Below are 22,026 nucleotides of genomic sequence, written 5' to 3' on the forward strand. Positions count from 1 at the left end.
TAAATTAAATGCTGAACAAAATACTTAGTTTAACTACTTTTAACAATTCTAACACCTTTGCATAATGCTTACAAGTAGCGCTTCAATCCGTAGGTAAGTTCTAATAAGTACTACTTAGTTCTAAGAACCTTTTTAGCTAAAGCGTTGCCACCATCGATGGGTTCCGTAATTTTTAAGCCGAGTAACTGGGCCAGCATTGGGTATACCTCTACATTTTGAAACGAAGAAATTTTTAGTCCTTTTTTGAAGGCAGGACCCCACGCGTAAAAAGTGGCCTGCATATCGGGTACTAAAACCGGGTCGTACCCGTGCACTCCCGGATTAGGTTTGGCTTTGTTGGCGTACACAAATATGTAGGGTTTGTAGGGTACCAGTAAAATATCGCCTATGCGGTTAAAGCGGTCGTTGGTCTTATTGTAATGCCAGCGCGCAGGAGTATTAGAACGCAGATAAACGGTATATTTTCCCTGCGTATTTTTTTTAAGGGCCTCATAAGTATTTTTAATAGCAGCGGTGTCTTTAGCATAAAGTTCTACCAGTACATCTTCGCCGGTTACTTTAAATTTAGCGGTATCAATCACTGCCGGAATCTGGAGCGGATGCAGATTGTCAACCTTGGTCATGCCATGGTCTGACATGAAAACGAAATTCACTTTTAACCCTGTTGCTTTTACCGCCTTTTGTAAGGCATTAACGGCGGAGTCAATGAACAGTACGGCTCGCTTTGTTTCAGGTGCATCGGGTCCGAAGTGATGACCGGCATGATCAACCTCAGGAAAGTAGAGTGTAATTAAGTGCGGGCGGCGGTTAGCTGGCAGTTTTAACCAATTCACTACGGTATTAATTCTGTCTCTGATGCCAATTTGCTCATTATATTTGTACCGATAAGTAGGGTAAGTGCCTTGTATGGGTACATCGCTGCCTACCCAATAAAAGGCTGCGCTAACCATTTTTTGCTTTTCAGCCAAAACCCATAGCGGGGTGCCGCCGTACCACTGTGCTTCACCGGCCGATGCCAATTTGGAAGAATAAAGCGCACCAGACTTACGGTCATAAAAGCGGTTGCAAACCAGGCCTGTATGTGATGGATATAGCCCGGTCATTAGCGTATAATGGTTTGGAAAAGTAATAGACGGGTAGGAGGGCTGCATAGTTGTGGCCTGTATGCCAGTTTTACTTAACGCCAGCAGGTTTTTAGCACCATACCTTTGGGCATAATCATACCGCATGGCATCAACCGAAATAACAATTACGTAGGGTTTGTTTTGTTGGGTGTGGCTATTGTTACGCCCCTTTATGATATGCTGGGTGGTATCAACCGTTTGGCCAAAAGCGCAGATGGAGAGAAGCAGGTTAAGTAGCAGCAATACTTGTTTTATCATGAATAAACTTTGAAGATTCAAAGGTACTCAAAAACATTTGCCGGCTAAACGAGGTGGGCTTACATAAAATTGTAAACGGCACCTTCTTTAATATTTAAGTTTGAAATTAACTCATGTACATGCCGCCATTAACATTGATGGTTTGGCCGCTTACATAACCGTTGCAAGCCAGCAGCAAAGCTATGTCGGCAACTTCTTCGGGTTGGCCAAAGCGTTTAACCGGCAATAGTTCTGGTTTAATCTTGTCGTTATTCTTAATCATGTCGGTTTCAACCAGAGCTGGGGCTATGGCGTTTACGGTGATGCCGTACTCGGCCAGCAATGATGCGTATGAATGCGTAAGCCCCAGCATGCCAGCCTTTGAAGCAGCATAATGCGGACCGATAACACCACCAGTTTGCGCAGCTACCGACGAGATGTTGATGATACGACCATATCTTTTTTGTTTCATGCCCGGTACGGCGGCCTGAATGGTAAGAAAGGCTGATGTTAAATTTATGTTCAAAACTTCAGACCAGTCGTCCACCCGAATGTCTTCTGACGGCTGCGGCCTGGCAATGCCGGCATTGTTAACCAGTATGTCTATATCGCCAACCTGGTCATGTATCTGTTTAAAAAGACTGCTTACCTCTGTAGCATCACTCATATCGCCACGTATAGCTATGGCTTTGCCGCCCGACTTGTTAATGTCGTTAGCCAAGGCTTCTGCCTTATCTTTACTTTGATGGTAGTTGATAATAACCGTAGCGCCAGCCAGGGCCAGGGTGCGGGCAATACTTTTACCAATGCCACGGGCGGCACCGGTAATTAAAGCTGTTTTGCCTAAAAGTTTCTGCTTGTCCATAAGGTGGTAGAAAGGATACTTCGAAAGTAACACTTACTGTCGTAATATGGTTGACGATAACTTTATGTTTGTGTAAATTTGTTATTACATCATAAAAGCCACATCATCAGGCTTATGAGCATAAACAAAGTGAATAATAAATTGAACAGTAACGTAGTTTATGCATCATATTCTATACGTACTTGTACAAAGTGGTCATCATGCACTTGTGCATACTGTTTAGGGTTACGTGTAAATTCTGGGTCGGTATCTAAATAAATCTCGCTGATGTTAACCACCTCTGGATTGCCATTTGTGCCTACATTGTATTCCAAAAAGGGCTGGCTTTCCAAAGCCTGTTTAATTTCCTGATATTGTTTCCCGGTAAGCATTACCATTTTCTCTGCTTTCATAACTATAAAGTTTTTTAGTAAACGCCCAAGCGCGCAAATTGATTGGTTAGTATGGTAAAGATAGGAGATTGAATGAATTGAAGCCTAACTTAACACTATTCCCTGGTTACCTTTGTTTTTTCCAATCCCAAACCACAGTATGCCAGATTTCGCCATCATGTTCGTAAGTGCCGGCTACAACAAAGCCAATGTTAAGATGCGCTTGTAAGGAGCGGGTATTGCGTTGAGAAACATCAGTTACACATAACTCATAGCGCCCATTACCCAAAGTTTTCATTTCATTGTACATGCGCCTTAATAACCCCTGCCCCCTGTAGCCCTTGTCTACACATACTTGGCCACCTACAACATAACTATATGTTCGTAGTAAGCGGCCCTGATAAGTAGTTTGGTCAAATGCATAAAACATCGACTTCAAATCCGGTAGTTTACTAACTAGTTGTGTAGATATAGCCAGATTATAACCAATTACCTTTTTGCCGTCAGTCGCAATAATTTGTGCCTCAAATTCAGAAAGTTGCTGTAATGTGTGTAGGTTATATTGGGCATATACAAAGCCCTCTGCAATTTGCTGTGCAGGGCTAAGAGAATCGCGGTGGTTGCTTTTCTGTAATTTTAATATCTGTTCAAATTGCTGAACTGATTTTGCTGTTTCGAGCGCTATTATAGGGGAAGGAACGGGCATCTTGTGATAGATTTGCTGCAAGTATACTTAAATTACAGCCGCTCGCTTGTATGCAAAAGTAAAAAAGGCCTTAACGTGTAGTTAAGGCCTTTTTATATATGTCGGGAATAGAATATTAAACGCTCAGTATTTCGGCAATTTCGGCGTAACCATGCTCACGGGCAAGGTCTGCAGGTAACAAGCCATCTTCCATGGTTATAGTTACGTCGGCACCTTCCTCTAAAAGTGTAATTAACATTTCTGGGTCGCCGTGTTTAGCTGCATAGTGTAATGGCGTGATGCCCGTATGGTGTTGTACATTAATTTGAACATTGTGCTCAATTAGCATACGCACAACATCTAAGTGATTGCCCGCAACAGCTAAGTGTATAGGGCGTATACCCGAATCACCGCTTAAAGGCTGGTTTACATCAGCGCCTTTAAAAATAAGGTAACGTGCTGCCTCGTACTGGCCAAAGTAGCAAGCCAGAGCCAACGGTGTAAATCCATCCTGGTTGTATTCATGAACCAGTTCGGGGTTCGTATATACCAAATAAGCTAAAATATCGAACTTTCCGGCTGCTGCCGCCTCAAAAATGTCTATTTTATCAAGGTACTTGAGCAGGAGTGAAGTAGCGTCTGGTCTTTTATAATAGCAGGAGAGCATCAGTGGCGAAAGATCTTCGCCAGCCGAGTTTTGAGCCAGTGCCGGATTTTGAGCCAGCAGGCTGTTCAAAGTATTTAAATCTCCGGTTGTGATCAAGTATTCTAATTGTCCCATATTCAGGCGTTTGTTCATTATATAAATTAAAAATCGTGCCAAATAAATTTGTTATCTAATAACTTTATATTTGTACTTTAACTGTAGATGAAGATGCCGCCAAAAGGAAACCAGTTTAAAGCTAATACTTTCAGAGATGAGACTCGCCCGCGCCAGGGTACAGGCACCCGGCCAGAGCGCGAGCGTGTGGTAAAATCCAGACTGGAAAACCTGCCTACCTTCAATATAGGCGATGGGCGTGTCATTAAGATAGCTGGCTTGCTATGCCTTATAATTTCCGTATTTTTCCTCATTGCATTCACCTCATATCTGTTTACCTGGCAGTCTGACCAAAGCTATGTGTTGAAGGCAAACGGCGGTTGGGGGAATTTATTCAAAACCCAGCAAGAGCTTATGGATAACGGCGTTACCGATCCTGTGGTTGATAACTGGCTGGGTAAGCTGGGCGCTTTAATGGCCAACCAGTTTATGTACGAGTGGTTTGGTATTGCGTCGTACTTTTTTGTGGTGGTGTTTTTTGTTATTGGTTACCGCCTGCTGTTTAAAGTAAGATTATTCTCGGTAAGTAAATTACTGGCTTATTCATTTTTTGGATTGATATTCTGCTCTGTAGCTATTGGATTTCTGCATGGCTTTGTGAGCGATTACCCGCACTACTTTGAAGGCGAATTTGGTTACTGGAGTACTCGCTTATTGAATGCACAAATTGGCCCGGCGGGCACAGCATGCGTATTGATATTTGCGGCTTTAACCGTTCTGATTATTGCCTATAATATTGATTTTAAATTACCCGAGCGGCCTAAGAGAACACCGGTTACGCCTAATGCAACAACCGACATTGAGCCAGATGGTGTTGACCTGGAAGACGAGATCTTATCAGAACCCATTGAATGGCCTAGGGCGAACAACCGTGCACGCGATACCGGCGCTGCTACACCGCCTCCAGTAAATAATGGCGAAAGGTTACGCCAGGAACCATTGGTTAAAGCACCAATTGTGGAACCAGTGCTGCCTGAGCCGGTAACCGCGCAAGCTACACAAGCCGCTATTTTAGGTAACACCCTGGCGCATGAGCCTATAGTGTTAAGTCCTACCAGCAGTAATGTATTTGAAGAAACGGATGATGCTGATTTGGAAGATGAAATTCCTTTAACGGTAGAAGATACGCGCCCGCTGCCCGAGTTAGCCATTGAGCAGGCACCTGAGGTTAGTGCTAACGAGTTGGTGGATAAATTTGGCACTTTCGATCCCAAGCTTGATCTATCATCCTACAAATACCCTGGGTTAGATCTGCTCGAAAACTACGGTTCAAACAAAATAAATGTAGATGCTACAGAGCTGGAAGCCAACAAGAACAAAATTGTTGAAACGCTGAACCACTACAATATTGAGATTGATAAGATTAAAGCGACTATAGGGCCAACCGTAACGCTTTATGAAATTATACCGGCCCCGGGCGTGCGCATTTCAAAGATTAAAAACCTGGAAGATGATATTGCGCTTAGCTTAGCCGCCCTGGGCATTCGCATTATTGCCCCTATGCCGGGTAAGGGTACCATAGGTATTGAGGTGCCTAACCAACATCCCGAAATGGTTTCCATGCGTTCGGTATTGGCTACCGAGAAATTCCAGAACACCACTATGGACTTGCCCATTGCATTGGGCAAAACCATATCAAACGAAGTGTTTATTGCCGATCTGGCTAAAATGCCTCACTTGCTGGTGGCCGGTGCTACCGGGCAGGGTAAGTCGGTGGGTATTAATGCTATCCTGGTTTCACTGTTGTATAAGCGCCACCCGGCTGAGCTTAAGTTTGTAATGGTTGACCCTAAAAAGGTGGAGTTAACCCTCTTCCGTAAAATTGAGCGTCACTTTTTGGCTAAGCTGCCCGATGAGGCCGATGCAATTATAACCGATACTAAAAAGGTAATTAATACGCTTAACTCGCTGTGTATTGAAATGGACCAGCGTTACGATCTGTTGAAAGATGCGCAGGTGCGTAACTTGAAAGAGTATAATGTCAAATTTATTAACCGTAAGCTTAACCCTGAGAATGGTCACCGTTTTCTGCCGTTTATTGTGCTGGTAGTGGATGAGTTTGCCGACTTGATGATGACCGCCGGTAAAGAGGTTGAAATGCCAATTGCCCGTTTGGCGCAGCTTGCGCGTGCGGTAGGTATTCACCTGGTTATAGCTACACAGCGTCCGTCAGTAAATATCATCACGGGTACTATTAAGGCCAACTTCCCGGCGCGTTTGGCGTTTAGGGTACTATCTAAAATCGACTCACGCACCATTCTGGATGCGGGCGGAGCCGATCAGTTGATTGGTCGTGGTGATATGCTGTTGTCAACCGGAAGCGACCTGATTCGCTTACAGTGTGCCTTCGTAGATACACCTGAAGTAGAAAAAATATCAGACTTTATAGGCAACCAGCGCGGTTATCCAAGCGCCATGATGCTGCCTGAATATGTGGGCGAGGGAGAAGCGAATAGCCCGAAAGAATTTGATCCCAATGACCGAGACCCGATGTTTGAAGATGCGGCAAGGCTCATTGTATTGCATCAGCAAGGTTCAACCTCGCTTGTACAGCGTAAGCTAAAATTGGGTTATAACCGTGCAGGCCGTATCATAGACCAACTGGAAGCTGCCGGTATTGTTGGCCCGTTTGAGGGCAGCAAGGCCCGCGAAGTACTCTATCCGGACGAGTACAGTTTGGAGCGTCATTTAGAGGAAATTCAAAAATCTTCTAACGGTTAAACTATAGCCTTCATTTCTTGTTCTAAGGTCTTAAACAACGTCATTGTAAGTTTTATTTGCAATGACGTTGTGCTAAATAACATTTCTATCATGAAAAAAATTATTGCATATATATTGCTGCTGACCGCTACCACTACAGGAGCCTTTGCCCAAAAGGACGCCGAGGCCAAGACGATATTGAACGGCGTAGGGCAAAAGTACCGCTCTTATAACACGGTAAAAAGCGACTTCACTATTACGGTACAAAACCCGCAAGCCGGCGTAAACGAAACGCAATCGGGCACCTTGCTTACCCAGGCCAAGGCCAATAAATTTAAGCTTACTATTTACGGAGGTGCCAAAGGCGCAGTTGCCCAGGAAATTATTAGCGATGGCAAAGCGCAGTGGACCTATATGCCTAAAGAAAAGGAAGTACAGGTAAATGATGTTAATAATAATGCCGAGGGTATGAACCCGGCACAATTGTTTACCATGTACGAGAAAGGTTATAAATACATATACACCGGTTTGCAAAAATCGGGCGGCAAAACTTACCAGGCGGTGGAGTTAACACCAACCGATGCCAAACAGAATATTTTTAAAGTAAGATTGCTGATTGATAAAGCCAAAAAGCAAATCTATAGCGCTCAGTTATTTGATAAAAACGGCAACCGCTACAATTATACCATCCGCAGCTTTACTCCCAACGTCGCAGCCGGGGCGGATGTCTTCACTTTCAATGCTAAAGCACATCCGGGTGTTGATGTGGTAGATCTGCGATAATCAGCAACAGCAAATACATTAAAGCCCGATAGTTGTACTGTTGGGCTTTTGTTGTTTTGGATATTCTTAATAGTTGTTATCCTTTAAACAATGCCTCAAGTGCAACGTAGTTAAGAGTATGGAAAAGGATGAGGCCGCAGAGAACAACATGCCGGGAATGGCGAAGGTTGTGGAGCGAAATATTAAAGCTTCGCTTAAACGCCGCAAGTTAGAAAATGAAGCCAACACAACAGAAGAAAAGGTAGCCGATGTTATTACCCGTTTTGCCGGCAGCATTCATCCCGAAAAGGTAATGGATACAATGGATAAGCATAAAGAGGATAGCCAAAAAGGGCAGGAGTAGATGGTAAAAACTTCAGACAAGGGAGATAGCCGGCAAAGTCATCAAAAAGGAGCGCCAAGTGTTAGTAATTAAACCAAAGGCAATCATTTAAAGGATGAGTCTGGCGGTGCCGCAAAGAATACTACCCAAAAGCAACAAAACAGCATTTAACAACAAAGCGTGGGTGTTGCACCCACGCTTTGTTTATTCTTCATCCTCCAGTAGTTCGGGAGCTAAAAGCTTAAGGCCATCATAATTTTCCTGTATGCGTGCATAATCAATCGGGCTTTTGCCAAAACGGTCGGGCAGGTGTTTGTTGGCGCCGTGTTGCAGCAACAATTCTATGAGTGCTGTATGTCCAAAGGTGGCCGCAAAGGTAAGCGCCGTTGCACCGTTGCCGTTAGGCATATCTACCTGTGCGTTGTGTTCCAGCAATATTTTACCAATATCAGTATAACCTTTAAAGCAAATTCCCATCAGGGCGGTGTTGCCCATACCATCTTGCAGGTCGGGGTTTGCCCCGGCTGCCAATAGTACTTTTACCGCATCGGCATTGTTATAGTAGGCTGCCACAATTAAAGCGGTTGAACCGCGGCTGTCCGTGGCGTCAATATCAGCGCCAGGCAAAGCGGCTTTAAGTTCTTCGGCTTTATTTGCGCGGGCCAATTCAAATATATCGGCAGAGGCAGGAGTTGATTCCATAGTTTTAAAGTGTTGACTTGTTGAACAAAGAAAGCGAATTTAACGTTTGCTGCTAATTGATATTTTCTATGTGCAATAGAGCGTACTAACCGTTACTTTTTAACGGCCTGCTGCTGTATCTGTCCTCTTAAACGGTTCGCTTCCATTATTGGCAGGTTGGCCTCGGTTGGAATATAAATAACCGAGTTTTTGTTATTCTCAAGCTGGTCTATCCATAACCAATGTAGGTAGGCCTCGTTGTCTTTCAAGGAATTGCCGATAATCTTGTTGGCTTGTGCAATGCCCCGTGCACGAATAATTTCGGCTTGTGCCAGGTCTTTGGCTGCTTCCATTTTAGCATGTGCCTCCTGTATAGCTATTTGCCTGTTGCTTATAGCGCGTTGCAACTCTGCCTTTCCCTCCATCTCCTGGGTATAAACGCGGTATTTAGGGCAACCCACCAGGCAACCAACTATCAAGGCTATCATAATCAACAATAAAAATCCAATTCCGGTTAAACTTGTTTTCATGTTTTAAATTTAGTGATTAGATACTGAAGCCGTTTCTTTGTTACGAAATAGTTGGTAACATAAACCACAAATAACGCATCTAAAGATGAATTGCTTAGCAAGAGACTAACCCGTATACATACTCTATCATTATGACACCCTACGAAGAACAAGCCCATGTACAACTACAGTTTTGGCAGCACCGGATGCAGAAGCAGCCTACCCTTTTTGATAAGCTGTCCAGGAAAGTTCAAACGAAGGTAAACGATCTTATTCCTGATAAAGTGCACGCCGGTATTACCGTCACTATCGAAAAGATGATTAAAGCGGTACTGTTTGGTGCCAAATACACCACACCCAAAATGCCTGAACCTGATGCATCATTGCAGGAGCGAGAGGCTTTTATCCAACAAAAAATTAATAACTATCAAAAAACGGCATCAATAGAAGGCGCGGTTACCGGCGCCGGGGGCTTTCTGTTAGGACTGGCCGACTTTCCAATTCTCCTGGGTATTAAGCTTAAGCTGCTTTTTGATATAGCCACCCTGTACGGGTATGATGTAAAAGATTATAAGGAAAGACTATATATCCTCTATATTTTTCAACTCGCTTTTTCGAGTCAACAAAGGCGTAACGAGGTGTACAAACTGCTCGCCGGCTGGCAGGGGTACAGCAATTCGCTGCCTAACAACGTGGAGGAGTTTGATTGGCGCATCTTTCAGCAGGAGTACCGCGATTACATCGACCTGGCTAAAATGGCACAACTGCTACCCGTAATTGGGGCAGCAGTGGGTGCCATAGCCAACTACAAACTTATTGCCCAGTTAGGCGAAACAGCCATGAACTGTTACCGTATGCGCAGAATTAGTGCACTGCAAATCTTAAAGCCATAAACAAACTATCTTCTAGCTTTTACCGCGCTGGCAGAGCTTACCATTTTGCGGCTTACACAACTCATTACAAATCCGCTGTTGGGCAGTGTAGGCATGCGCGATGAGTCGTAGCTTAGGTCTTGTTGAGGCACATCAAAGGCCACTTTTTCAACTAAAAAGCCCATAAAAGTCTTTAGTACTTCAATCGTGATCCACTCGCCGGGGCAACGGTGGCCCTGGTGTGGGTCGCCACCGCCCTGGGCCAGAAAATCAAAGGGCTTAATTTGCCTGTTGCTAAACCGCTCGGGGATAAATTCCTGAGGGCTATCCCATAAACGCGGGTCGTGATTGGTGCCATACATATCCAGCAACACCAGGCTGTTTTTAGGAAAACGATATCCATGCCAGTCAAATTCATGCTTAACCCTTGCACCCATCACTGGTGCAAAAGGGTAAAAGCGCCTTACCTCGTGCACAAACCATTCGCGGTAATCGCTTACGTTCATCAGGAATTTGAGGCGGCTATCCGTGTAGGTAGTAAACGCATGTGCACTAAAGGTAACATACCAGGCAATTGCCACCGTGGGCCGTAAAATGTTCAGTAATTCTACGGTAGCCATAGGTATGTCTAATACATTGCCATCAACATCTTTATGGTTTGCAGTTAAATAAAGCGCACTGCCGCGCTCAGGCACAAGTTTTAGTTGGCGCACTTTCTTAATAATCCCGTTCATCCACCGCTCCGTACGCTTACGTGCGCGTTGGCCTCGCCAGTTACGCGGACCAACCGCACCAAAGGCGTCTACCATCAGCGTAAAGTCGCGCGCAATGTAGGGTGCTTCTTCATCGGTAAGTGGTACGCCTGCCCAGGCACAAACTGCCTTGCATAAAATTACCCGCGCCTCATGGAACAGAACAACCGACTCCGCATCTTCCCACTTATGCAGCGCTTTGTACAACTCAATTTGTACACGTTCCGTCAGCCGTTTAATGTTTTCCTCCGTCATTAACGACATGAACATTTCTTTACGATTGTGGTGCGCTTCGCCGTCTTTAGTATGGATGGCGTTTTCTCCGGTCAATGTTTTTTGAACGGGTGGTGGTACCGCACCTTTACGTGCAAATTTGTCCGTATCATAAAATGTCTGTGCGGCATCTTCGCCACCAAAACAAATCACTTTAAGGGCCAGCAGATCTATCTGAAAAATATCTGACTCATGTTTACGGCGAGTATCCTGCACATAGGTAAACCCATTATTATATAGGCCCAAAGCGGCCGAGAGTATGTTTTCTTTAGGAATTTTAGGCATAACTAAGCTAATTGCTTTGTAGTTAAACAGGGCTACACTTGCCTTGTTTAGTAAAACAGGTTTACAGACTACAAACGCGGTGTATGACAGCTAGTTAAATTTATCCCAAATTATACCTTGAACGCACTTGTTACTTAAGCAGAATGTGCATTGTTTTCTGGTCTGCTTTTGGCTGCAAAGTAAAATATGGCAGCCAGCACAACGCAAACGCCACCCATAAACACTGGTATTTTAGGCGCCCAGTTGTTGCCTTTGGTTTCAGTCACCTGGCGGGTGCCGGCACTGTCAATAGGGTTGGAGTCGGTTCGGTAAAAAAAGTTACTGCCAATTATCAGTACCAGGCCAACTACCAGTAAAATGATGCTCAGTCGTTTCATAATCCTTTAATTATTTATCCATTCACACACACTAAAATCACATTGTGATAACTAAAGCTTGCAGCGAGTGGGTTGCTGCCTATTAGCCCGAACGGCTAAATTGATGAAGTAAAAGCAAGAATATTTAGCATTATAACCTGCAGATATTTAGTTTGTTTTTAAAACCGGCAAATATGGGGGCGAAGCTATCCTTGTTGCGGTGCAACATTTTACCTTTTGCATAGTTGTACCTTTACTATCCCATTAAAACCCGTAATTATGAAGCCGATTTACGCCTTAGCAGCTAAATTGCTGGCTATTATGCTCACAACTGCTTGCAGTAAAAATTAATTAAACAATGCACAGGATGAACAAGTGACAGATTCGGAACTAACCACCCAGGTACTTACCCAGCAGCTTAGCTTTCCGTGGGAAATATTATGGGGCCCCGATAATATGCTTTGGGTTACTGAACGGGGCGGCAAAATAAGCCGTGTAAACCCCGGCAACGGACAGGTTAGTTTATTGCTTGACATTGCAGATGTGAAATCGGTTGGCGAAGGTGGCTTGCTGGGCATGGTCTTACATCCTGATTTTACCAATACTCCGCAGGTGTTTGTAGCTTATAATTACGACAAGAATGGTACGTACACTGAGAAGATTGTTCGCTATACCTACAATGGCGGGTCGTTGATTAGCCGGTAATATTGTTGGATAATATCCAGGCAGCTAACAATCACAATGGCTGCCGGTTGGCCATATCGCCGGATGCCAAGCTTTTCATTACCACCGGAGATGCTACAGTGGCTTCGCAAGCACAAAGTTTGAATAGCTTATCGGGCAAGATACTGCGTATTAACCTGGATGGTAGCATACCTGCCGATAATCCTTCTGCAACCAGCCCAATTTGGAGCTATGGCCATCGTAATGCGCAAGGACTGGTATTTGCCAACAACCGTTTATACAGCTCGGAGCATGGCAATACTACTGATGATGAAGTGAACATTATTCAAAAGGGCCGCAACTTTGGATGGCCTAATGTAGAAGGATACTGTAGCACGGGTAATGAACCGGCTTTTTGCAGTATCAATAATGTGGCAGAGCCCATACAGGCTTGGTCACCCACTATTGCGCCATCGGGCATCGATTATTATAACAACAATGCCATACCCCAGTGGAAGAACTCATTGCTGCTGGCCGTACTGAAAGACAGCGAATTACTACAGCTTAAATTAAACGACGCCGGCGACAGAGTTGAAAAGGTAAATACCTACTACAAAAGCACCTATGGCCGCCTGCGCGATGTATGCATTGCACCTGATGGCCGGGTTTATATGATTACCAGTAATGGCAATAGCGATAAAATTGTGGTGGTTAGTAAAAAGTGATAAACGGATACTTTATTTTGTAGATAGCTGTTGCTGATCTATTGGATAAACTGTCGTTTGGTAATTTTATTTAAATGTAAAAGCTTCAACCAAACCAAACCCCATACTTATAACACCCATAAAAATGCCAGTAAACAGATGCAAAAGGGATAACAGCCGAAGTATAGAGCATTTCTGACACATGGCTGAATGCGTGCGACGTATGCGCCAGGCGTTTCAGTGTAAATTGAAGTGTGAACAGCAACCATACGGCAAAGGCCATTAAAGCGATTATAGCATGTTGCAGCACCAAAGCAACTACAGCTAGCAGTAACGCAATTACGATTACGTAATAAGTAACCGGTGGTTTTGCCTGTATTTGCTGTTGATATAGCTCCGGAAACTTTTTAAATAGCAAGGCATTAAACAGCGTTTTCTTTTGCTCACGAATGCTCACCCCCCATGCTGCCTGCCGTACCGGATGTACTATTACGGCCTCTGCAACTTTACTTAAGGGTATGCCTGCCTGCATAATTTTAAAATGCAGGTCGCTGTCTTCGCGCCAGGCCATGGCAAAGCGCTCATCAAAGCCATCAATAAGTTTTAGCGCCACTTGGGTACAAGCGCAGTTAGCAGTTACAAAATCGGCCTTTTCTAAGCCGGCAGTGTTTAAGGCAAAGTCGGTTGGGTGGGGGGGAAGCGGCACAATTACTTTACCGGTAAAGGCGGCCAGTGTTTGGCCTTGCCAAGCTTGCAAATAGGCGGTGAGCCAGTTGCTGTCAGGTAATGTGTCATCATCAGTAAAGGCAATTAACTTACCTTGTGCATGTTGCCACCCAAAGTTTCGGGCGGCGGCGGGGCCACCTTTTTTGAGCATGGGCAAAAAGTGCAAGTTCAAGGAAGTGTCTGGCCTGGTTTCTAGCGCCTGTTCGGTCACCGAGTCGGGGCCATCACTTACTACAATAACTTCAAACTGGTCCTTTGGCAAGGTCTGCTCACACAGCGCCCCGATGCACTTTAGCAGTAAATCGGGGCGACGGTAAGTAGGTATAACTACAGAAACACGGATCATTATTTCTCAATAACGAACGAGCCTATAACCAGTGCATCAAAAGGTGACGACCAAAAGCATTCAATAGCATCTCTTGGCGTACAAACAATAGGTTTGCCCAAGGTATTGAACGATGTATTCACTAATACGGGTACACCGGTTTTGCGTTGAAATGCCTTAAGTAAGTCGTAATAGTTCTTGTGCTGGCGCTCATTAACGGTTTGTATACGCGCCGTACCATCGGTGTGACGCACAGCCGGAATTTGTTCGGCTTTCTCAGGCTTTACATCATAGATGAACAGCATAAAAGGCGAATAACTTGCGTTTTTAAACCAATTGCCGGCTTCTTCTTCCAATACAACAGGTGCAACGGGACGGAAATCTTCCCTATCCTTAACCTCATTTAACCGCTGTTGCATAGCCGGACTAATAGGCGACGCTAGTATAGACCGGCTGCCCAGCGCCCTTGGGCCAAACTCCATACGGCCCTGGTACCAACCTATAATTTTGTCTTGCGCCAATATATCGGCAGTTTCTTCGGCTATATTATTGAGTTTACGGTAAGGTACTTTGCACCATTTCATAAACTTCTCAATCTCTGCGTCGCTGTATTCTGGTCCCCAATAACAGTGCTCCATTACAAACTCGCGCTTGGTTGATTTGCGTTGCTGGGCATCTACCCATAGCGCTGCACCCAAAGCGGTACCATCATCGCCTGATGCTGGTTGAACCCAAATGTTCTGAAACGCGCCTTTATCGCGTATACGGGCGTTAGCTACGCAGTTAAGGGCCACGCCGCCGGCCAGGCAAAGGTTTTGTTCGCCAGTTTCTTTTTGCAGCCAGTCGGTTAGTTCCAGCAGGGTTTCTTCCAATACCAGTTGCAGCGAGTGGGCTATGTTAAAGTGGTGAGCAGTAAACTCCTCATGGCGCAGGCGTTTGGGGCCAAAGCGCTCCACAAAGTTTTTATTGTCAATAGTATACTGCCCGTTTACGCCAACTTTGATGATCTCGCGGAAATCTTTAACGAAATCCGGTTTACCATAACTGGCCAGTGCCATCACCTTATACTCATCAGACGAATGCAGGAAACCGAGGTGCGTGGTTATTTCTTCATACAGTAAACCCAACGAATTGGGAAAATTAACCTGACCAATGCGTTTTAAGTCATGGCCGTTGCCAATGCTGTAAGTGGTTGTTGCATGCTCGCCGCGGCCGTCAACCGTCATTACAGCAGCGCGCTCGAATGGCGAGCAGTTAAAGGCACTAGCGGCGTGCGCTACGTGGTGATCTACGAAGTGCCATTTTTCGCGCGGTACATTGGCTCCTACAAAACGTTGTTGCAAGTGATGCGGCCAGCCGTCGTTTAACTGCCCAACCGCATTAATGATGGATGAAAGAAAAAGCGGGTCCCAAACGTTGAGCCAATCGGCATTAATTGGATCGGTTGATGGTTCGAAGGGAATGTCGATAGTGCCTTTACCCTGGTATTGCTCTTTAATGAGTTGATACGGATCGAATGAGTAGGCTATATGATCTACATCATTTATATGTATGCCGGCTATCTTAAGGCAGTAATCAATGGCATGAAATGGAAGTTCCCATGTGCTGAAAGGCACCGGACGCTTGCCGTGTTTAATGTGCGTAAAGCGTTCTTCTTCAGTAGCGGCTAAAAGTTGGCCGTCTTTAATAATACATGCTGCCGAATCATGAAATACAGCGTTAATGCCTAAGGTGTACATGCGGAGTAGATGTTTTTATAGTTAATGTTTTTGCACACTAAGAAGCAAGTAACGAGCTAAAAGGTTTTGAAATATTGATATTATACTATTAGTTAAAATGAGTATTGCCGAGTTGGAGCGTACAACCGACTTGTAACAGCCAAGGCTTGGAATGGTATTTTCCATTTTTTAAACTGCGTCATAAAATTCAGTCCAGCCTCATGCTAAAACCAGCAGTTGTGGTATGGTTTACTGGTATAACGTTTGCAAAACTATAGTTATGATTTTACAGCTCGATCCGGCCATATTAGTAGATACTCCTTTAGGCAAAGGCCACGCAATATTTTTAATTGACTATGGCATGCACCAAAATACCTGCTGGGTGGTTGCCCTGCACAAAGATGGTGTAATAAAGCACTTTGACTGCAACGATGTGATTATGGGAACCAATTACACATACGGTATGAACCTAACCCGTCATCATAACCATTTGCCTAGTGCAAGCGACCAATAAAAGGTACAGTTGTATAGTATTGTACCATTTTTGATTTAATGGTGTAATGATGTATTAAGGTAGCTATAAATTATTGTAGGTGCAATAACTAATGCTCTTATAAAGCAATGACATGGAAGTTGGTTACTTTGCTGCTTTAACTGAAAAGCTTTCAAATATAACCGGAAAGCTTTTCTTACCGGGCGCTGCTGCTACCATACCAATTTGTGCTTTAACTTTAGGTGGAAAATAAGCCAGTCGCAGCATCTTAAACGTCTTGTTATCAAACGAGTATTGTATTTGAACGTAATCACCCTTGCGCAGCAATTTAAGCCAGATAGATTTTGGACTGTCGTTACGCGGCACAACCGACCAGTCTGACACCTCGCGAGTAACCACAGCGCTTACATTCTGCACACCGTCAACATATTCAATACCTGTTTTGATCCAGTTCTTGTTATCAATGCGTATCATTAAGCCTGCCTGATGGAAAAGCTCCTGATAGTTGCCAGTCACTTTTACGCTGGCTTCAAAATCACCTGCGGCTTCCTGATAATAGAAAGGCCCTGAATCGCGTATAAAGCCATAATGTGTAATGCGCCAGTAATCAGTGCCGGGGTCAACCGTAAAGGTAAGTTTATCGGCATTGCCGCTCCACTTTTTGGGTTGGTTAAACCATTTCATGGGTTTGTTTTGTGCAGCGGCTACTATTTGCATCAGCACTAAAGCGGTAAGTAAAAATATGTTTTTCATGATCTAAGATGAGGTTATTTATAAGTTGACTGCAAGGATAGTGATAACCTCGTTAACACACAAACCTACACCAGTTCTTCCTTAGCAAAGTCCAGTATGATCTGGTTAACCCTGTCGGGCATTTCGTGGTGAAGCCAGTGGGTAGCATTATCAAGCATAACCAGTTTACCTTGTCTGCACATAGCCAGGCTATCATGGGCCATTTGCGCGTTTAAGGTAGCGTCTTTCTTTCCCCATATAATGAGTGTAGGTACGGTTACCTTTGGGTATTTTTTTAATATATCATACAAAAATGCCCGGTACCAGTTTAACATGCTGGTTAAAGCGTTGGGCTCGCTCCAGGCTTGTTTGTACTGCTGCATTTGCAAGCGGGTAAATGTTTTCGGGTTAGCCGATTTCATCATCGCGTTCACCAAAAAACGATAATCCCACATGCGGCAAACCAGTTCGGGCACAACCGGCAGTTGAAAAAATGCCGCATACCAGCTTTTTAACATTTGCTTAGGGTTAGTACGCAAATGCTTTTTCATTACAGCCAGGTGCGGCATGTTCATAATCACCAATTTTTCTAAAAGCTCAGGGTGTTTTAGGGCCAGTGCCCAAGCTACGCCGCCACCCCAGTCGTGGGCGGCTAATATCACTTTATTAGGTGTAAGCTGCTTAATCCAGGCGGCTATATCGGCTACTAAGTTGTCAATAACATAGGCTTTAACGCCTTTGGGCTTGCTGCTCAGGTTGTAGCCCCGTTGGTCGGGCGCCAGGGCGTAAAAGCCGTGCTGTGCAAAAAAAGAAACCTGCTTTTGCCAGGCGAAGCTAAACTCAGGGAAACCGTGAAGAAAAATGATGATTGGCGCGCTGATCTCGCCTTCGTGTAATACATGTAGCCTTAAACCGTTTACCTCATCAAATCTTTCCTGCATAGCCTGCTATTTCTTAAATAATAGCTGTAAATGAGGAATTGTTTAGATACCCACTACTGTTCTTCCTTAAAATATACCTTATAATAGTTCATGGCCTTATCATCGTCGAAGCCTTTTTCAATGAGCTCTTTATTGCCATGAATATAAATGTGAAAGTTTTTATCGAGCTTTAAAACGCTTTTATATACTCGCGCCTGCTTTTTAACGGCATTGTCAGAAATCTCAAAAGTGTCGGGTATTTTGGTTTCAAATTCTTGCTCGTACTGGTTCTTGTAGTTTTTGAACGATTCAATAGCCTCATTGTTACCCAATACTTCGCCCGTAAATTCGTCCAGCTCAAAAGTGTCTTTCTCTTTAAAATACTTCATCGAGCGGTTTAGCAAATCAATCTTATCAGCCTTGCTCATCTCAAACTCGTCGTCCAGTTTTTGGGTAACAAAGTTTTTATAGATGCTTAGCGTGTTATTGGTTTGGTTAAAGTTGTCGTTACGTATCTTAAGCTTCAAAAAATCATCTTTCCAGTATACGGCTTCCTGGCTTCGGTTGGTTTGGTCAATTACCACCACTTTGTAGCCTTCTTCTTTTTGCGTGTTAATAATAAGGCAGCCTTTGTCGAGCTTGTTAATGTTAATAGCATTCTCTTCGTAATCCAGCCCAAAACCACCTTCCTGAGGGTAAACCTTTAAAAAGGTTTCTTTCGTTTCCGATTTAAAAATGCCCACGGCATCCAGTTGTTCTCCTTCTATCTGTATGTTGCTAAAGTAGCCTATGTAAACCTCGCCTGCCTTAATTTTAGGATGGCCTGATACGCTGTACAGGTGCTTGGCAATTTGCTGCGATAGTTCATGAAAGCGACTTTCGTCGGCAAACATATCGGTGCAATAATGGTAAATCTCATTCAGGTGTAAATCATTGCCGGGATGCATGAGATGGTACACTTCGTTGGTTTTCTCAAATGGCGTTAAAAAATATTGCATCAGCAAGCGCGGAATAATATCATCCTTTAATGCCAGCGGTGCATCAGAAAGCGCATAGCGTTCATCCTGTAAAGGGTTACCTACGTGGTGTACCGAAATATCCTGAAGAGAAGCCTCGAAAAAACTTACCATAATTAGAGGCGACAAATAAACAAATAATTTACGGGTTGGGCCGTATAACGTGGCTATTTACCCAACTTGTTGCGGGTGAGTAAGGGTATTTTCGCGCAGGTCATTTAATTGCAGTTCATAAGCGCGCATGCGGGCGTGGAGTATGTCAACCTCTGTACGCAGCATTTGTATTTCGGTGATAAGCTTGGGCGATTCTGCTTTGGTGATTTTCTTCTCACCGCTACCCAATATTAACCACTCGGGTGAGTATTTGAGTTGAAAGCAAAGTTTACGTATAAGATAATAGCTAATCTCCTGTTTTTTATTGATCACCTTACTGATAAAGCCCTGGTCAACTTCAATAGCCCTGGCTAGGGCCAGTTGCCCGCCGTGGTCTTTTACAATTACCTTGAGCCGCTTTATGAGTGCATCATCAGACATAAAAAATGCTTTTTTGCAATAATAACTATTATTGGCAAAAAAGCATGTGAAATTTAAGGTTACTTGAAATGAAGTTATTTGGCGTTTAGCTGCTTCATTAATTGATCTAAACCTTGATTGTATGTTTTTATACAAATGGTTTGATTGCGGTACTGGGTTACAAGCGTATCAAGGTTCGTTTTAATTTTTTGGTGATGCTCTTCGGCAGCATGTGGTAATTTGGAACGTATGGCGTTAAACTTGTGATGCGCAGATTGCTGCAGCAATAAAGGCGCAACATTTTTGTTTAGCTTCATAATATGATTTACCTTTTTGTGCTGACGGCTTAAGTAAACAGTAATGGCAATAACACCTACCATACCTATTGCCGCAAAACCAATAATGATATTATTAATAGTGAACATGATAATTAAAGTAATATATAAGGTTGATTTATAATCGTTTAGACGTCAAATCTATTTGTTATGTTACGTTATTTTAACATATTTTTTAAAGTATAGTAATATGATATTTAGAAGAAATTTTAGTTAAAGGGGTGATAATTAGATTTAAGTTAATTAACGGTTAATTAAACTTTGCTTTTTGGCGAAAGTCTAAAATTATAGATATGTTTAAACTTGTAATCAATACCATTGCTATATCTGCCAGCTTAATGCTAGGCATATTCCATACACCGGCTATCAATCCTGAGTGGGAGAGTAATTCATTCAAAAATGAGTTTTTGTCTCGCATAAATAAGGTTAGGCAGGAGGGGTGCAAATGCGGCACCAATTATATGCGACCTGCCCCGCCGCTCACCTGGAACAACGAACTGGCCGATGCTGCCCGTGCACATGCCCGCGACATGAGTAAGCGCGATTATTTTAGCCATACCAGTAAGGATGGCCGTACTATAGAAGACCGTATTATGGCTGCCGGGTACACTTACGATGGTTATAAGAGCTACGCTATTGCCGAAAATATTGCCAAAGGCCAGCAAAGCATAGCAGAAGTTACCGACGGCTGGTTTAAAAGCCCCGGACATTGCCGTAACCTGATGAACCCTGATTTACGTGAGATAGGCATTGCCGAATATGATAAATATTGGGTACAGGACTTTGGAGGTCGTGAAGCATTTTCGGCCCGTGAGAAGCAAATGATTAAAAGTGGCAGGCTGATTATTAAGCACCGCAAAACTGCAGAGTAACTAATTTTGCTATTTGCGAAGTACCCTTCACTGCCTATGTATAATGTTTACGAGCGGCAGGGTTGGATGCTTTTTTTGTTGGGTTAATAAATTATGCATTTGTAAAGCATAATGATTTATTATGATAATAATTAAACAATAAGTTATCTGTTAGGTTATTTAGATTAACCACAAGTTTAATCTAAAAAAAGAAAGGAAATAGATACCTATGTTGGCAATGAATTACCGCGGACCGTTCAGGGTACGTGCAGACCAAAAACCCTACCCCGAAATTTTGCACCCAAGCGATGCGATTGTTCGTGTAACCCGTTCGTGTATTTGCGGATCAGACCTACACTTGTACCATGGTTTAGTACCAGATACCCGGGTTGGTACCACGTTTGGCCACGAGTTTATTGGCATTGTGGAGCAAATTGGCCCCGGTGTTGAAAAGCTTAAGGTAGGCGATCATGTACTGGTTCCGTTTAATATTGCCTGCGGTACTTGTGCTTTTTGTAAACAGGAGTTATACGGTAATTGTCATGAATCGAATCCTATGGCTACAGCTGTAGGAGGTATATTTGGCTACTCGCACACAGCGGGTGGTTTTGACGGGGGCCAGGCTGAGTATGTACGTGTACCTTATGCTGACATTGGCCCAACGGTTATCCCGGCCGATATGGATCCGGATGATGCCGTGCTGCTGACCGACGTAGTGCCAACAGGTTATCAGGCTGCCGAAATGGGTGGCATTAAAACCGGCGATACGGTTGTTGTATTTGGCGCAGGCCCGGTAGGGATTATGGCTGCTAAATGTGCATGGCTGTTTGGCGCAGCACGTGTTATAGTGATAGACCACCTGGAGTACCGCCTTGACTTTGTTAGACAGTATGCACAATGCGAGGCTTATAATTTTAAATCTCTTGAAGACCCGGTTCTTTTCCTTAAAAAAACTACCGATTGGCTGGGCGCCGATGTTTGTATTGACGCCGTAGGCGGCGATGCTGCAGGTAGCGCTATGCAAACCATTACAGGCCGTAAACTAATGCTGCAGGCAGGTTCGGCCACGGCGCTGCACTGGGCTATAAACTCGGTAAAAAAGGGCGGCATTGTATCAATAGTAGGTGTTTATGGCCCAACTGATAACTTGGTTCCCATTGGTAACGTGGTTAACAAAGGCATCACCATTAGGGCTAACCAGGCATCGGTAAAACGCTTATTGCCAAGGCTGATTGAGCACATACAAGCCGGCCGCTTAAACCCGAAAGAGATTATCACACATCGCATACCTTTAGAGGAGGTTGCCGATGCGTATCATATATTTTCGGCCAAGCTGGATAATTGTATCAAACCGATTTTAATTCCACCATCAGCCAGAGTTTAAGGAGATTTATT

General features: G+C 43.9%; 25 protein-coding genes. 9 read left to right on the forward strand and 16 right to left on the reverse strand.

Annotation, left to right across the window (positions count from 1 at the left end):
• Positions 1-110 precede the first annotated feature (110 nt).
• The 5 genes from ABDD94_RS08735 to ABDD94_RS08755 all read right to left on the reverse strand — a co-directional run bounded on the left by ABDD94_RS08735 (position 111) and on the right by ABDD94_RS08755 (position 4,081).
• The gene (locus tag ABDD94_RS08735) at positions 111-1,382 is read right to left on the reverse strand and encodes an ectonucleotide pyrophosphatase/phosphodiesterase (RefSeq protein ID WP_345955536.1); all 1,272 of its coding nucleotides are present in this window, start codon (positions 1,380-1,382) and stop codon (positions 111-113) included.
• Positions 1,383-1,488: 106 nt separating this feature from the next.
• On the reverse strand, positions 1,489-2,226 hold the full coding sequence (locus ABDD94_RS08740) for a 3-oxoacyl-ACP reductase family protein (RefSeq protein WP_345948011.1): 738 nt from the start codon (positions 2,224-2,226) through the stop codon (positions 1,489-1,491).
• Positions 2,227-2,384: 158 nt separating this feature from the next.
• Positions 2,385-2,618: a hypothetical protein gene (locus ABDD94_RS08745; RefSeq protein ID WP_345955537.1), complete on the reverse strand. Its 234-nt coding sequence runs from the start codon at positions 2,616-2,618 to the stop codon at positions 2,385-2,387.
• A 106-nt stretch (positions 2,619-2,724) separates the two neighbouring features.
• A complete protein-coding gene (locus ABDD94_RS08750; protein WP_345955538.1) occupies positions 2,725-3,303 on the reverse strand; it encodes a hypothetical protein in 579 nt (192 codons plus the stop codon).
• Positions 3,304-3,418: 115 nt separating this feature from the next.
• Positions 3,419-4,081, reverse strand: coding sequence for an ankyrin repeat domain-containing protein (locus ABDD94_RS08755; RefSeq protein WP_345955539.1), 663 nt, complete (start codon positions 4,079-4,081; stop codon positions 3,419-3,421).
• 75 nt (positions 4,082-4,156) lie between these two features.
• Between ABDD94_RS08755 and ABDD94_RS08760 the strand changes: the two genes are divergently transcribed.
• The 3 genes from ABDD94_RS08760 (at position 4,157) to ABDD94_RS08770 (ending at position 7,928) form a co-directional block, all read left to right on the forward strand.
• On the forward strand, positions 4,157-6,823 hold the full coding sequence (locus ABDD94_RS08760) for a DNA translocase FtsK (RefSeq protein ID WP_345955981.1): 2,667 nt from the start codon (positions 4,157-4,159) through the stop codon (positions 6,821-6,823).
• 90 nt (positions 6,824-6,913) lie between these two features.
• Positions 6,914-7,585, forward strand: a complete 672-nt coding sequence (locus ABDD94_RS08765) for an outer membrane lipoprotein carrier protein LolA (protein WP_345948006.1) — start codon at positions 6,914-6,916, stop codon at positions 7,583-7,585.
• 118 nt (positions 7,586-7,703) lie between these two features.
• A complete protein-coding gene (locus ABDD94_RS08770) occupies positions 7,704-7,928 on the forward strand; it encodes a hypothetical protein (RefSeq protein WP_345955540.1) in 225 nt (74 codons plus the stop codon).
• A gap of 183 nt (positions 7,929-8,111) precedes the next feature.
• On the opposite strand, the gene ABDD94_RS08775 is transcribed toward ABDD94_RS08770, so the two are convergent.
• The gene (locus ABDD94_RS08775) at positions 8,112-8,609 is read right to left on the reverse strand and encodes an ankyrin repeat domain-containing protein (protein ID WP_345948004.1); all 498 of its coding nucleotides are present in this window, start codon (positions 8,607-8,609) and stop codon (positions 8,112-8,114) included.
• 92 nt (positions 8,610-8,701) lie between these two features.
• Positions 8,702-9,118, reverse strand: a complete 417-nt coding sequence (locus tag ABDD94_RS08780; protein ID WP_345955541.1) for a hypothetical protein — start codon at positions 9,116-9,118, stop codon at positions 8,702-8,704.
• Between the two features lie 131 nt (positions 9,119-9,249).
• Between ABDD94_RS08780 and ABDD94_RS08785 the strand changes: the two genes are divergently transcribed.
• Positions 9,250-9,990 carry an EcsC family protein gene (locus ABDD94_RS08785; RefSeq protein WP_345955542.1) on the forward strand — a complete coding sequence of 247 codons (741 nt, stop codon included), beginning with the start codon at positions 9,250-9,252 and terminating at the stop codon, positions 9,988-9,990.
• Between the two features lie 5 nt (positions 9,991-9,995).
• On the opposite strand, the gene ABDD94_RS08790 is transcribed toward ABDD94_RS08785, so the two are convergent.
• Both ABDD94_RS08790 and ABDD94_RS08795 read right to left on the reverse strand, forming a co-directional pair.
• Positions 9,996-11,279, reverse strand: a complete 1,284-nt coding sequence (locus ABDD94_RS08790; protein WP_345955543.1) for a cytochrome P450 — start codon at positions 11,277-11,279, stop codon at positions 9,996-9,998.
• A gap of 134 nt (positions 11,280-11,413) precedes the next feature.
• Positions 11,414-11,656 (reverse strand): hypothetical protein, encoded by a 243-nt coding sequence (locus ABDD94_RS08795; protein WP_345955544.1) that lies wholly within the window; start codon positions 11,654-11,656, stop codon positions 11,414-11,416.
• 354 nt (positions 11,657-12,010) lie between these two features.
• Between ABDD94_RS08795 and ABDD94_RS08800 the strand changes: the two genes are divergently transcribed.
• Both ABDD94_RS08800 and ABDD94_RS08805 read left to right on the forward strand, forming a co-directional pair.
• On the forward strand, positions 12,011-12,340 hold the full coding sequence (locus ABDD94_RS08800; protein ID WP_345955545.1) for a PQQ-dependent sugar dehydrogenase: 330 nt from the start codon (positions 12,011-12,013) through the stop codon (positions 12,338-12,340).
• Positions 12,341-12,345: 5 nt separating this feature from the next.
• Positions 12,346-13,023 (forward strand): PQQ-dependent sugar dehydrogenase, encoded by a 678-nt coding sequence (locus tag ABDD94_RS08805; RefSeq protein WP_345955546.1) that lies wholly within the window; start codon positions 12,346-12,348, stop codon positions 13,021-13,023.
• Positions 13,024-13,108: 85 nt separating this feature from the next.
• Here ABDD94_RS08805 and ABDD94_RS08810 read toward each other — a convergent pair whose 3' ends face one another.
• Positions 13,109-14,074: a glycosyltransferase gene (locus ABDD94_RS08810; protein ID WP_345955547.1), complete on the reverse strand. Its 966-nt coding sequence runs from the start codon at positions 14,072-14,074 to the stop codon at positions 13,109-13,111.
• Entirely contained in the window at positions 14,074-15,792 is a 1,719-nt protein-coding gene (locus ABDD94_RS08815; protein WP_345955548.1) for a carbamoyltransferase C-terminal domain-containing protein, read from the reverse strand. The genes ABDD94_RS08810 and ABDD94_RS08815 overlap by 1 nt, the downstream gene beginning before the upstream one ends.
• 259 nt (positions 15,793-16,051) lie before the next feature.
• Here ABDD94_RS08815 and ABDD94_RS08820 point away from each other — a divergent pair, with 259 nt between their 5' ends.
• Entirely contained in the window at positions 16,052-16,285 is a 234-nt protein-coding gene (locus ABDD94_RS08820) for a hypothetical protein (protein WP_345947996.1), read from the forward strand.
• Between the two features lie 123 nt (positions 16,286-16,408).
• Here the strand turns inward: ABDD94_RS08820 and ABDD94_RS08825 are convergent, their stop codons facing one another.
• The 5 genes from ABDD94_RS08825 to ABDD94_RS08845 form a co-directional block, all read right to left on the reverse strand.
• Positions 16,409-17,017 (reverse strand): DUF1349 domain-containing protein, encoded by a 609-nt coding sequence (locus tag ABDD94_RS08825; protein ID WP_345955549.1) that lies wholly within the window; start codon positions 17,015-17,017, stop codon positions 16,409-16,411.
• Between the two features lie 65 nt (positions 17,018-17,082).
• Positions 17,083-17,937: an alpha/beta hydrolase gene (locus ABDD94_RS08830; protein ID WP_345955550.1), complete on the reverse strand. Its 855-nt coding sequence runs from the start codon at positions 17,935-17,937 to the stop codon at positions 17,083-17,085.
• Positions 17,938-17,990: 53 nt separating this feature from the next.
• Complete coding sequence (locus tag ABDD94_RS08835) at positions 17,991-19,046, reverse strand: nucleoid-associated protein (RefSeq protein ID WP_345955551.1); 1,056 nt, start codon at positions 19,044-19,046, stop codon at positions 17,991-17,993.
• A gap of 57 nt (positions 19,047-19,103) precedes the next feature.
• The gene (locus tag ABDD94_RS08840) at positions 19,104-19,466 is read right to left on the reverse strand and encodes a helix-turn-helix transcriptional regulator (protein WP_345955552.1); all 363 of its coding nucleotides are present in this window, start codon (positions 19,464-19,466) and stop codon (positions 19,104-19,106) included.
• A gap of 74 nt (positions 19,467-19,540) precedes the next feature.
• The gene (locus ABDD94_RS08845; RefSeq protein WP_345955553.1) at positions 19,541-19,870 is read right to left on the reverse strand and encodes a hypothetical protein; all 330 of its coding nucleotides are present in this window, start codon (positions 19,868-19,870) and stop codon (positions 19,541-19,543) included.
• Positions 19,871-20,073: 203 nt separating this feature from the next.
• Here ABDD94_RS08845 and ABDD94_RS08850 point away from each other — a divergent pair, with 203 nt between their 5' ends.
• Entirely contained in the window at positions 20,074-20,652 is a 579-nt protein-coding gene (locus ABDD94_RS08850; RefSeq protein WP_345955554.1) for a CAP domain-containing protein, read from the forward strand.
• Positions 20,653-20,869: 217 nt separating this feature from the next.
• On the forward strand, positions 20,870-22,015 hold the full coding sequence (locus ABDD94_RS08855; protein WP_345955555.1) for a zinc-dependent alcohol dehydrogenase: 1,146 nt from the start codon (positions 20,870-20,872) through the stop codon (positions 22,013-22,015).
• The last annotated feature ends 11 nt before the right edge of the window (positions 22,016-22,026 follow it).

Source organism: Mucilaginibacter sp. PAMB04168 (assembly GCF_039634365.2).
GTDB lineage: Bacteria > Bacteroidota > Bacteroidia > Sphingobacteriales > Sphingobacteriaceae > Mucilaginibacter.

Excerpts from the sequence above, each read along its gene's own strand:
- ABDD94_RS08735 (WP_345955536.1), bottom strand. The coding sequence starts at position 1,382 with ATGATAAAACAAGTATTGCTGCTACTTAACCTGCTTCTCTCCATCTGC.
- ABDD94_RS08740 (WP_345948011.1), bottom strand. The coding sequence starts at position 2,226 with ATGGACAAGCAGAAACTTTTAGGCAAAACAGCTTTAATTACCGGTGCC.
- ABDD94_RS08745 (WP_345955537.1), bottom strand. The coding sequence starts at position 2,618 with ATGAAAGCAGAGAAAATGGTAATGCTTACCGGGAAACAATATCAGGAA.
- ABDD94_RS08750 (WP_345955538.1), bottom strand. The coding sequence starts at position 3,303 with ATGCCCGTTCCTTCCCCTATAATAGCGCTCGAAACAGCAAAATCAGTT.
- ABDD94_RS08755 (WP_345955539.1), bottom strand. The coding sequence starts at position 4,081 with ATGAACAAACGCCTGAATATGGGACAATTAGAATACTTGATCACAACC.
- ABDD94_RS08760 (WP_345955981.1), top strand. The coding sequence starts at position 4,157 with ATGCCGCCAAAAGGAAACCAGTTTAAAGCTAATACTTTCAGAGATGAG.
- ABDD94_RS08765 (WP_345948006.1), top strand. The coding sequence starts at position 6,914 with ATGAAAAAAATTATTGCATATATATTGCTGCTGACCGCTACCACTACA.
- ABDD94_RS08770 (WP_345955540.1), top strand. The coding sequence starts at position 7,704 with ATGGAAAAGGATGAGGCCGCAGAGAACAACATGCCGGGAATGGCGAAG.
- ABDD94_RS08775 (WP_345948004.1), bottom strand. The coding sequence starts at position 8,609 with ATGGAATCAACTCCTGCCTCTGCCGATATATTTGAATTGGCCCGCGCA.
- ABDD94_RS08780 (WP_345955541.1), bottom strand. The coding sequence starts at position 9,118 with ATGAAAACAAGTTTAACCGGAATTGGATTTTTATTGTTGATTATGATA.
- ABDD94_RS08785 (WP_345955542.1), top strand. The coding sequence starts at position 9,250 with ATGACACCCTACGAAGAACAAGCCCATGTACAACTACAGTTTTGGCAG.
- ABDD94_RS08790 (WP_345955543.1), bottom strand. The coding sequence starts at position 11,279 with ATGCCTAAAATTCCTAAAGAAAACATACTCTCGGCCGCTTTGGGCCTA.
- ABDD94_RS08795 (WP_345955544.1), bottom strand. The coding sequence starts at position 11,656 with ATGAAACGACTGAGCATCATTTTACTGGTAGTTGGCCTGGTACTGATA.
- ABDD94_RS08810 (WP_345955547.1), bottom strand. The coding sequence starts at position 14,074 with ATGATCCGTGTTTCTGTAGTTATACCTACTTACCGTCGCCCCGATTTA.
- ABDD94_RS08815 (WP_345955548.1), bottom strand. The coding sequence starts at position 15,792 with ATGTACACCTTAGGCATTAACGCTGTATTTCATGATTCGGCAGCATGT.
- ABDD94_RS08820 (WP_345947996.1), top strand. The coding sequence starts at position 16,052 with ATGATTTTACAGCTCGATCCGGCCATATTAGTAGATACTCCTTTAGGC.
- ABDD94_RS08825 (WP_345955549.1), bottom strand. The coding sequence starts at position 17,017 with ATGAAAAACATATTTTTACTTACCGCTTTAGTGCTGATGCAAATAGTA.
- ABDD94_RS08830 (WP_345955550.1), bottom strand. The coding sequence starts at position 17,937 with ATGCAGGAAAGATTTGATGAGGTAAACGGTTTAAGGCTACATGTATTA.
- ABDD94_RS08835 (WP_345955551.1), bottom strand. The coding sequence starts at position 19,046 with ATGGTAAGTTTTTTCGAGGCTTCTCTTCAGGATATTTCGGTACACCAC.
- ABDD94_RS08840 (WP_345955552.1), bottom strand. The coding sequence starts at position 19,466 with ATGTCTGATGATGCACTCATAAAGCGGCTCAAGGTAATTGTAAAAGAC.
- ABDD94_RS08845 (WP_345955553.1), bottom strand. The coding sequence starts at position 19,870 with ATGTTCACTATTAATAATATCATTATTGGTTTTGCGGCAATAGGTATG.
- ABDD94_RS08850 (WP_345955554.1), top strand. The coding sequence starts at position 20,074 with ATGTTTAAACTTGTAATCAATACCATTGCTATATCTGCCAGCTTAATG.
- ABDD94_RS08855 (WP_345955555.1), top strand. The coding sequence starts at position 20,870 with ATGAATTACCGCGGACCGTTCAGGGTACGTGCAGACCAAAAACCCTAC.